General features: G+C 74.0%; 10 protein-coding genes and 1 pseudogene. 7 read left to right on the forward strand and 4 right to left on the reverse strand.

Translation table 11 applies throughout. The annotated features are described in order from the left end of the window. The 3 genes and pseudogenes from AB0E96_RS34640 to AB0E96_RS34650 form a co-directional block, all read left to right on the forward strand. A pseudogene (locus tag AB0E96_RS34640) lies at positions 1–127 on the forward strand (NmrA family transcriptional regulator); the annotation flags it as partial. A gap of 179 nt (positions 128–306) precedes the next feature. Then, positions 307–912, forward strand: coding sequence for a DUF1772 domain-containing protein (locus AB0E96_RS34645; RefSeq protein WP_359829767.1), 606 nt, complete (start codon positions 307–309; stop codon positions 910–912). 280 nt (positions 913–1,192) lie between these two features. Then, entirely contained in the window at positions 1,193–1,897 is a 705-nt protein-coding gene (locus tag AB0E96_RS34650; RefSeq protein WP_359829768.1) for a polysaccharide deacetylase family protein, read from the forward strand. 73 nt (positions 1,898–1,970) lie between these two features. Here the strand turns inward: AB0E96_RS34650 and AB0E96_RS34655 are convergent, their stop codons facing one another. Next, entirely contained in the window at positions 1,971–2,438 is a 468-nt protein-coding gene (locus tag AB0E96_RS34655) for an anthrone oxygenase family protein (RefSeq protein WP_359829769.1), read from the reverse strand. A 205-nt stretch (positions 2,439–2,643) separates the two neighbouring features. Between AB0E96_RS34655 and AB0E96_RS34660 the strand changes: the two genes are divergently transcribed. From AB0E96_RS34660 to AB0E96_RS34675, 4 genes are all read left to right on the forward strand, one after another. Beyond that, on the forward strand, positions 2,644–3,651 hold the full coding sequence (locus tag AB0E96_RS34660) for an AraC family transcriptional regulator (protein WP_359829770.1): 1,008 nt from the start codon (positions 2,644–2,646) through the stop codon (positions 3,649–3,651). Between the two features lie 147 nt (positions 3,652–3,798). After that, positions 3,799–4,377, forward strand: coding sequence for a TetR/AcrR family transcriptional regulator (locus tag AB0E96_RS34665; RefSeq protein ID WP_359829771.1), 579 nt, complete (start codon positions 3,799–3,801; stop codon positions 4,375–4,377). A 52-nt stretch (positions 4,378–4,429) separates the two neighbouring features. Beyond that, positions 4,430–5,587, forward strand: a complete 1,158-nt coding sequence (locus AB0E96_RS34670; protein WP_359829772.1) for a GDSL-type esterase/lipase family protein — start codon at positions 4,430–4,432, stop codon at positions 5,585–5,587. A gap of 135 nt (positions 5,588–5,722) precedes the next feature. Further along, positions 5,723–6,292: a hypothetical protein gene (locus tag AB0E96_RS34675; protein ID WP_359829773.1), complete on the forward strand. Its 570-nt coding sequence runs from the start codon at positions 5,723–5,725 to the stop codon at positions 6,290–6,292. Between the two features lie 185 nt (positions 6,293–6,477). Here the strand turns inward: AB0E96_RS34675 and AB0E96_RS34680 are convergent, their stop codons facing one another. The 3 genes from AB0E96_RS34680 to AB0E96_RS34690 are packed head-to-tail and all read right to left on the reverse strand — an operon-like array spanning position 6,478 to position 8,546. Further along, positions 6,478–7,146 carry a 4'-phosphopantetheinyl transferase superfamily protein gene (locus AB0E96_RS34680; protein WP_359829774.1) on the reverse strand — a complete coding sequence of 223 codons (669 nt, stop codon included), beginning with the start codon at positions 7,144–7,146 and terminating at the stop codon, positions 6,478–6,480. A 5-nt stretch (positions 7,147–7,151) separates the two neighbouring features. After that, entirely contained in the window at positions 7,152–8,045 is an 894-nt protein-coding gene (locus AB0E96_RS34685) for an alpha/beta fold hydrolase (RefSeq protein ID WP_359829775.1), read from the reverse strand. 30 nt (positions 8,046–8,075) lie between these two features. Further along, complete coding sequence (locus tag AB0E96_RS34690; RefSeq protein WP_359829776.1) at positions 8,076–8,546, reverse strand: hypothetical protein; 471 nt, start codon at positions 8,544–8,546, stop codon at positions 8,076–8,078. Positions 8,547–8,824: the final 278 nt, after the last annotated feature.

Genomic DNA, 8,824 nt, shown 5'->3' on the forward strand with positions numbered 1-8,824 from the left:
CTCGGTGATCCTGGACGGGCGCAACGCGTCGCTGGGTGACGGGGTGCGGCGTGCGCTGGGCCGTGAGCCGCGGGACTTCGCCGACTACGCCCGTGCGGCCGCCGCCTCCGGCGTGTGGAACGCGTGACCAGCCGGAAGAGCAACACCTGCCGTCCGTACGGCAGTTCACTTGATCGTCGGTGCCGGGCGGCGCCGACCGCCTGACCGAAACCCCGGCCTCGGCCGGGAGCGGTGAGGAGGCCGGAGGCCCGGACACCGGGAGGGTCCCCGCGTCGGGCGGGGACCGGGGAGACCGAAGGAATACCGATGCGCTCGAATCAGACCGCGACCCCAGCTTCCTACACCGCCGCACAGTCCTTCACCGGCCTCGCGCCGGGCGGCGCGGCCCCGGCCGTGCCCGCCGCCCGAGGGGGCAGGGCCGCCGGCCCGCTCCTGGTCGGCGCCACCGTCGCGATGGGCCTGATGGCGGGCCTGTTCTTCGCCTTCGACGTCTCGGTGATGCCGGGCCTGGCGGCGGGCGACGACCACACCTACGTGGCGGCGATGCAGCAGATCAACAAGGCGATCGACGGGAACGGGCTGTTCGGCCTGGTCTTCGTCGGCGCGTTCCTCGCCACCGGCGTCGCCGCCTGGCTGCAGCACCGGGCCGGCCGGCGCCAGGCGGCGCTGTGGGCGGCCCTGGCGACGGCGCTCTACCTGGTGGCGCTGTTCGTCACCATGGGCGTCAACATCCCGCTCAACAACGAGCTGGCGGCGGCCGGCGACCCCTCGCAGATCCACGATCTCGCCGCCGTGCGCGCCAAGTTCGCGGACACCTGGGTGCCGGTCAACATGCTGCGCACCGCGCTGTGCGCCGGTGGCCTGCTGGCGCTGACCCGCTCCCTGGTGCTGCACGGACGCGCGGGGCGCTGACCGCCGAAGCCCCGCCCGGCGCCGCTCGCAGGACGTCGCTCGCAGGGACGGTGATCGCAGGGCGCCCCTTGCGTGATGCCCTTCACGCGATGCCCCTCGCACGATGCCCCCGACGGAACGCCGCCGGGGGCATCGGCCTGCCGCCCACGTCCCGGGCGGCCCCGACCCGGTTGCCCGGGTGGCCGGTTCCGTTCGCTCGCGACCGACGGAGGGTCGCGGCGGGCGGCCCGGCGGGCGCAGACTGGCCGGTGCACGGGAGTTCCGACCGCAGGGGGCAGACATGTCCGTACGACCCGGCAGGCGCAAGGCAGTCGGCAGGCTGCGGTCGGCGGTCGGCGCACTCGTCGTCGCCCTGGCGGCCGGGGCGGCCGTCGCCCTGCCCGCCACCGAGGCGCAGGCGGCCGGCGCCAAGGGCGCCAAGGGCGCCAAGGTGGTCTACCTGACCTTCGACGACGGCCCCAGCCCCGCCTACACACCCAAGGTCCTGGCCACGCTCGCCCGGTACGGGGTGCGGGCGACCTTCTTCGAGATCGGGCAGAACGTCGCCGCCCACCCCTCGGTGACCGCGCAGGTCGCCAAGCAGGGCCACAGCGTGCAGAACCACTCCTGGTCCCACCCGGACCTGCGCAAGCTCTCCGCGGCCGCGCTCGACTCCCAACTCGCCGACACCGACCGGGCGATCCGCGCGCAGACCGGCCGCACCCCGAGCTGCCTGCGCCCGCCGTACGGCGCGGTCAACGGCACGGTGCGCTCGAAGGCCTCGGCGCTCGGCAAGCAGGTCGTGCTCTGGTCGGTGGACCCGGCGGACTGGTCCCGTCCCGGTACGGCCGCGATCAGGTCGCGGGTGCTGAACAACGTCCGCCCCGGCTCGGTCGTGCTGATGCACGACGGCGGCGGCGACCGCAGTCAGACGGTGGCCGCGCTGCCGACGATCATCTCCACGCTCAAGGCGCGCGGGTACGGCTTCGCCACCCTCTGCGGCTGATTCCGGCCAGCGGCAGAGGGTGGCGGGTGCGGGCGGCGCGCTCGGGGCCGCCCGGTGGGTCGTTCCGGTCCGGTCAGCTCTGCCCGTTGAGGACGAGTGCCCAGGCGAGGCAGGCCAGGGCGCCGGTCGACAGCAGGGTGCGCAGCACGTTGAAGCGCACCCATCGCGCCTCGAAGCGGGCGCGCAGCGCGGCCGGGTCGGTGATCCGCTGGGCCGGGCCGGCGGCTTCGAGCTCGTCGTTCAGCGGGATGTTGACCGATCGGGTCACCCCGATCATCGCCACGTACAGCACCAGCGCCGCGATGGTCGCGGGCAGGACGTCGTGCCCGTCCGAGGGCAGGTGCAGGGCGACCGCGCCCGCGGTGGCGAGCAGCGCGCCGACGAAGCCGAGGACGAACCAGCCGTTCAGGATGGCCTTGTTGATGCGTTGCATGACCTCGATGAAGGTCCGGTCGTCGGCCCGGGCGAGCGCGGGCATGACCGAGCACGAGAACCCGTAGAACAGTCCTGCGGTCAGTCCACAGGTGACAGTGGCCGCCACCAGGACGAGTGTGCGTGCCGTTTCCATCGTCGTGAGCCCCTCACTTCTCGCCGTCGGTCCCGTTGGACCGCGGCCGCCGTGTCTCGGATCCGTATCCCCGTGGGCAGATCATCCGGCATCCGGGCGGCGCGAGCCACCTCGATCGCTCAAGAGTCCCTCAAATGACGAACCGTCAAATGATGTCCCGCCGTCTACACTTGGCGGCATGGACACTCTGACGGGACTCCTCGACGGCCCCAAGGCCCGTGGCGCGTTCCTGCTGCGCTCCATCCTCACCCCGCCGTGGTCGCTGCGGATCGAGGACCGGGCCCCGCTCTCGGTGGTGACGATGGTCCGCGGTGACGCCTGGATCCTCCCCGAGCGCGGCACCCCGCTGCTGCTGCACCCCGGGGACGTGGCGATCGTGCGCGGCCCGGAGCCGTACACGGTGGCGGACGACCCGGACACCCCGGTGGACGTGATCGTCGGCCCGGGCCAGGTCTGCACCAGGGGCGGGGTGGACGTCTCCGAGGTGATGTCGCTCGGCGTCCGGACCTGGGGCCAGGGCCGGGAGGGCGACCGGGCCTCCTCCGTGGTGCTGTCCGGCACCTACCAGGCCGAGCACGAGATCGGCCAGCGGCTGCTCGGCTGCCTGCCCGCGCTGCTGGTCCGCCCGGCCGGCACCGGCGCCGACGACACCCTGGTGCACCTGCTGGCCGCCGAGATAGGGCGCAACGAGCCCGGCCAGGAGCTCGTCCTGGACCGGATCCTGGACCTGCTGGTGGTCTCCGTGCTGCGGGCCTGGCTGGCCGCCCCCGACTCCGGCGCCCCCGCCTGGTACCGCGCCCAGCACGACACGGTGGTCGGGCCGGTGCTGCGGCTCATGCACGACGACCCGGCCACCGCCTGGACGGTCGCCGAGCTCGCCCAGCGGGTCGGGGTCTCCCGGGCCGGACTGGCGCGCCGCTTCACCGCCCTGGTCGGCGAGCCCCCGATGGCGTACCTGGCGGGCTGGCGCCTGGCGGTCGCCGCCGACCTGCTGCGCGAGCCCGAGTGCACCGTGGCCTTCGCGGCCCGCAAGGTCGGCTACAGCAACGCCTTCGCCCTCTCGGCGGCCTTCAAGCGGGTGCGTGGCGTCAGCCCGCAGGAGCACCGCCGGATGGCCGCCACGGGCACCCCGGCGCAGCCGGTGGGTTTCTCGGGGCCGGCGGAGACGGTGATCCTGGCGGGCTGAGCGGGCTGAGCGGGCTGAGCGGGCTGAGCGGGCTGAGCGGGTGCCTCGGGGGTTCGGGGCCCGTCAGGCATTCGCGCCTTGCCTAAACCGTTTAGGTAATCCCATACTGGACGTAGACAACCGGCGCGGCCGTACGGGAGGGAACACATGGCAAGGGCAGGACTGACCACCGAACGCGTGGTCGTCGCGGGCGCCGAACTCGCCGACGAGGCCGGCTTCGAGCAGGTGACCGTCGCCGCCGTCGCCCGCCGCTTCGGCGTTGCCACGGCCAGCCTCTACTCCCACGTCAAGAGCTCCCAGGACCTCAAGACCCGGATCGCCCTGTACGCCCTGGAGGAACTCGCCGACCTCGTCGCCGACGCCCTCGCCGGCCGGGCGGGCCGCGACGCGCTCGCCGCCTTCGCGGACGCCTACCGCGACTACGCGGCCCGCCACCCCGGCCGCTACGACGCCACCCGGCTGCGCCTGGACGCCGAGACGGCCGCCGCCGGCGCGGGCGTCCGGCACGCCCAGATGACCAGGGCCATCCTGCGCGGCTACCACCTGGGCGAGCCCGAGCAGACCCACGCGGTGCGCATGCTCGGCAGCGTCTTCCACGGCTACATCAGCCTGGAGGCGGCCGGCGGGTTCAGCCACACCGCCGTCGACCCGCGGCAGTCCTGGGAGTGGATCATCGACTCCCTCGACGCCCTGCTGCGCACCGGCGGGGCCCGTACGGCCGGGTGACCCGTCCCGCCGCGCACCCCGTACCCCCCCCGACGAACCGAAGAGCAGCACCATGACCACGATCACGACCCCCGTCACCGAGGACCTCCTCCACGGCCACCTCGACACCGAGCGCACCCGGCGCGGCCTGCTGCCGCACCGCCTGCCCGCCGGCGCCCGCCGACGGATCCCGGACGAGCAGCTCGCGATGGCCGAGTCCCAGCCCTCCGGTGTCCGGCTCGCCTTCCGCACCCGCGCCACCGCCGTCACCCTGCACGCCGTCCCCACCAAGCGCGCCTACCCGGGCGTCCCGAACGTCCCGGACGGCGTCTACGACCTCCTGGTGGACGGCCGGCTCGCCGCGCAGACCTCCGTCCCCGGCGGCGACCTGCGCACCGTCGACCTCGCCACCGGCCGCGTCGAACTGACCGAAGGGCCGCCCGGCAGCGCGCGGTTCACCGGCCTGCCGGAGCGGGACAAGACCGTCGAGATCTGGCTCCCGCACACCGAGACCACCGAACTGATCGCCCTCGACACCGACGCCCCGATCGAACCGCTCCCGGCCGGCACCCGCAAGCGCTGGCTGCACCACGGAAGTTCGATCAGCCACGGCTCCAACGCCGCGCACCCCAGCGGCACTTGGCCCGCCCTGGCGGCCAACGGCGCGGGCCTGGACCTGGTCAACCTCGGCTTCGGCGGCGGCGCCCTGCTCGACCCCTTCACCGCGCGCACCATCCGCGACACCCCCGCGGACCTGCTCAGCCTCAAAATCGGCATCAACCTGGTGAACAGCGACGTGATGCGTCTGCGCGCCTTCACCCCGGCCGTCCACGGCTTCCTGGACACCGTCCGGGACGGCCACCCCACCACGCCGCTGCTGATCGTCTCCCCGCTGCTGTGCCCGCTCCACGAGACCGTACCCGGCCCGCTCGCCCCCGACTTCAGCAGCGGAACCCTGCGCTTCCGCGCCACCGGCGACCCCGCCGAGGTCGCCGCCGGCCGGCTCACCCTCACCGTCATCCGCGCCGAACTCGCCCGCATCGTCGCCGAGCGCCGCGCCGACGGCGACCACCGACTCCACCACCTGGACGGCCTGGCCCTCTACGGCGAACCCGACCACGAGGCGCACCCGCTCCCCGACGGCCTCCACCCCTCCCCGGAGGCCCACCGCCTCATCGCGAAGCGCTTCGCCGACCTCGCCCTCGGCCCCGGAGGCCCACTGGCGTCGTGAGCCGCCCGGCCGCAACCCGCCGGAGAGGCCTTCCGTCACGGGGGCCGGTCGCACGAGCAGTCAGTTCCCTGTGCTGTACTACGGGCTCTTCCGTACAGCACGTACACCAAGCACCACCTTCGGAGCCACCTCTCGATGAGCACCACCTGCCCGACCTGCGCCGCGGCGGACGAAACCGTCCCCGTGCGAAACGCCCTCCTGGACTCCGACCGGCCGCTCGACCCGCAGACGCGGGCGCTGTTGACGATGGACCCCGAGCCCAAGGGGACGAGCGGGGCCGCGATCACCCTCTTCGTCCTGGCCGGCCTCCTCGGCCTGCTGGGACTGCGTACGCTGCTCTCCGGTGACAACGCCGAGGTCGACGACGCCGCGTACCAGTTCGGCTACCACTACGGTGCGTTCCTGATCGCCGCGGTCCTGCTGGGCGTCGGACTCGCCGTCCACTTCGGTGGCCGGAGCCGCCGGAGTCGCCGGAGCGGCACGGCGGACCAGTGGCCGCGGACCTACGAGCAGTGGCAGCAGCTGCACGAGGTGTGGCGGGCGACCTGGCTGTGCCGACGCTGCCGCGCCGTGTTCCTCCCGGCAGCGTCGCTCCGCCCCGGTTCCGCCGCCTCCCCCGCGGTGCCCGCGGAGCAATTCCCGCAGTGGTCGATGGCCATCGCGCGCCAGGGCGACCGCCCCGGCGCCCCGGCCACGTCGGACTGACCCCCCCACCCGGCAGCCGGACCCGGCCCGGCCCGGCCCGGCCCGGCCAGGCCCGGCCCGGACACCCGGGAGGCCGTGGCCTCGGTCAGGCCCGTCGCTTCAGGAACGCGCGGTCCGATCGCGCCCTGCGCGCCACCCGGAACGGTGCGAAACCCCCTCGCGCGGTTCACGGACGCCGGGGCGTCTCATCCGGCGGCCGCCCGGTGCGCCGGCGGCAGCGCGAGCGCGGTGACGACCACCTCGCCGTGCACGCCCCAGGAACCGGTGCGGACGGCGGGGTGGTGGGGGTGCCGGGCCGTGAAGGTGCCGTCGGCGTGCACGGTGACGGTGATGGCCGCCAGCGGGGACCAGATGCCGGTCAGCGGATGGACGGCCTTGTAGACGGCCTCCTTCGCGCTGAACAGGACGGTGTCCCACGGAGCTCGGCCCTCCGGCAGCGCCGCCAGGGCACCGCGTTCACCCTCGCCGCTGACCAGCCGCAGCACCCCCCGGGGCAGCGGCCTGGCGGGCTCGGCGTCGATCCCGAGCGAACCGAGCCGCCCGGTGGCGGCGACCGCGACGGCCGTGTACCCGTCCGTGTGGGTGATGCTGCCCGTGACGCCCACCGGCCACCGGGGTGCCCCGCCGGGCCCCGGCAGCAGCGGCACCGGCGGGTGCCCGAGCGTGCCGAGCGCCTGGCGGGCGAGCGCCCTGGCGGTGGCGAACTGCCGCCGCCGGCGCGGTGAACGGTCCCGGATGTACGCCGCCTCCAGGGGCAGCAGCCGCTCCTCGGACGGGTCGCCGAAGGACTCGGCGCAGTGGACATGGGGCGGGAACAGCGCGGCCAGGACGCCGGCGGGGGCGGTGGTGGTCACGGTCGTCAGCGGCCGGCCGTGACGAGCAGGTGGACGTGGTGCGCGACGTGCTGCGGGGTCTCCAACGGCACCATGTGGCCCGTGTCGGGAATCCGGTGCAGCTCGGCGTGCGGCAGCGCCGCCGCGAGCTCCCGGCTGAAGTCGGGCTTCACGACCTTGTCCTCGGTCCCGGTGATGACCGCCGTCGGAGCGGTGATCCCGGCCAGGCCCGCGCGCTGGTCCATCCCCTGGGACGAGGCGAAGCAGGCGGCCCGGACCGCGGGCGACGTGGCGGCGAACAGCCGGCGGTTGGCCTCCCGCACCGTCAGCGAGGCCGCCGGCCCGTGCGTCCCGCTGAGCAGCCGACGGCCCAGCCACGGGGTCCCCAGCGCCCGGCTGAACAGCTTCGACCCCATCATCTTCACCTCGCTCGCCGGCGTGTCCTGCCCGTGCGAGGCGGTCGACACCAGCACGAGCCCCGCCAGCCGCTTGACTCCCGCCCCGCCCTTCCCGGCGGACAGCCCCGCCGCCCAGGCCAGCGCCGCGTAGCCGCCCCCGGAGTGCCCCACCACCACGACCGGCCGCTCCGGCGTGGTGAGCGTCCCGACGACGGTGTCCAGGTCCCGCGCCAACCGCGCGATGCTGATCGGCTCCTGCCCGGCCGAGGACGAGGCGTGACCGCGCTGGTCGTACGAGGCCACCGTGTGCCCGGCCGCCGCCAACCGCCGCGCGGTGGCGTGCCAGACGGTCCGGGAGGCCGCCCAGCCGTGCACCAGCAGCACCAGCGGCCGGCTCGGATCGGGCTCGACCGGCTGGTGGACCGTGATGGCCAGCTGCGCGTGGTCGTCGGTGGTCGCGGTGTGGTCGGTCGTGGTGACGGCGTGCCGGGCGGGCAGCGCGGGGATCTCGGTGATGGTCACGGGGGCCTCCTGTTCCGGGTCCGGTGGGTCCTACTTCTGCTTGCCGAGGTGGCGGTGCAGGTTGCCCAGGGCGTCCTGGGTGGCGGCGGTGTGCTTGGTCGTCAGGTTCGTGAGCTTGTGGAGAATCTTGGCCAGACCGTGCGGCGTGGTCGCGAAGGTGATCGTGAGGAGCGTCTGGGTGTTGTTGTTGTGGGGCGTGAGCCGGTAGGTCGTCGTCCCGTGGAAGTGGCCGGTGTGGGTCTGGGTGAGCTCGACGTCCGGGGTGACCTGGGTGGTGGTCGAGGCGAACCGGAGCTTGGGCCCGGGCTTGCCGACACCCGCCGGGTGGATGGTCGTCGTCATGGTGCCGCCGGCCTGCTGCGGACCGGTGGCGCCCGGCTGGTGGGTGTTGTGCGGGTGCCACCAGGTGGTCCTGCCGTTGAGCTCGTCGACGATGGCGTCCCACACCTCGTGGGTGGGGTGGTCGAGGATGGTCCGGTCGGTGTGGTGAATGGCGTGCACGGGGAATCGGGCCTTTCGCTCGGCGGGGCGGAGGGGGGAATCCGCTGAATCCTCGAATTCCCTTGTTGCTTGGGTCGGTTCCGGTACGGGTTCTGCGCTCTCTCGCGAATTCCCTTGGACGGGGCCCGGGTTCCGGCTCGGCCCCACGACGCTGCGCTCGTGATTCCGCCCCCGGGTTCTCTTGTCTCGTTGTGGTGTTTGTGGTTAGGGGAAGATGTTTTGGCCGGGGGTGAGGGTGTGGGTGGGGTCGTAGGTGTTTTTGGCGTTGGTGAGGGTGG

It is taken from the genome of Kitasatospora sp. NPDC036755 (assembly GCF_040636595.1).
Classification (GTDB): domain Bacteria; phylum Actinomycetota; class Actinomycetes; order Streptomycetales; family Streptomycetaceae; genus Kitasatospora.

Bases quoted from the DNA above. Each gene is read 5' to 3' on its own strand.
- AB0E96_RS34675 (WP_359829773.1), top strand. From the start codon at position 5,723: ATGAGCACCACCTGCCCGACCTGCGCCGCGGCGGACGAAACCGTCCCC.
- AB0E96_RS34660 (WP_359829770.1), top strand. From the start codon at position 2,644: ATGGACACTCTGACGGGACTCCTCGACGGCCCCAAGGCCCGTGGCGCG.
- AB0E96_RS34645 (WP_359829767.1), top strand. From the start codon at position 307: ATGCGCTCGAATCAGACCGCGACCCCAGCTTCCTACACCGCCGCACAG.
- AB0E96_RS34665 (WP_359829771.1), top strand. From the start codon at position 3,799: ATGGCAAGGGCAGGACTGACCACCGAACGCGTGGTCGTCGCGGGCGCC.
- AB0E96_RS34670 (WP_359829772.1), top strand. From the start codon at position 4,430: ATGACCACGATCACGACCCCCGTCACCGAGGACCTCCTCCACGGCCAC.
- AB0E96_RS34650 (WP_359829768.1), top strand. From the start codon at position 1,193: ATGTCCGTACGACCCGGCAGGCGCAAGGCAGTCGGCAGGCTGCGGTCG.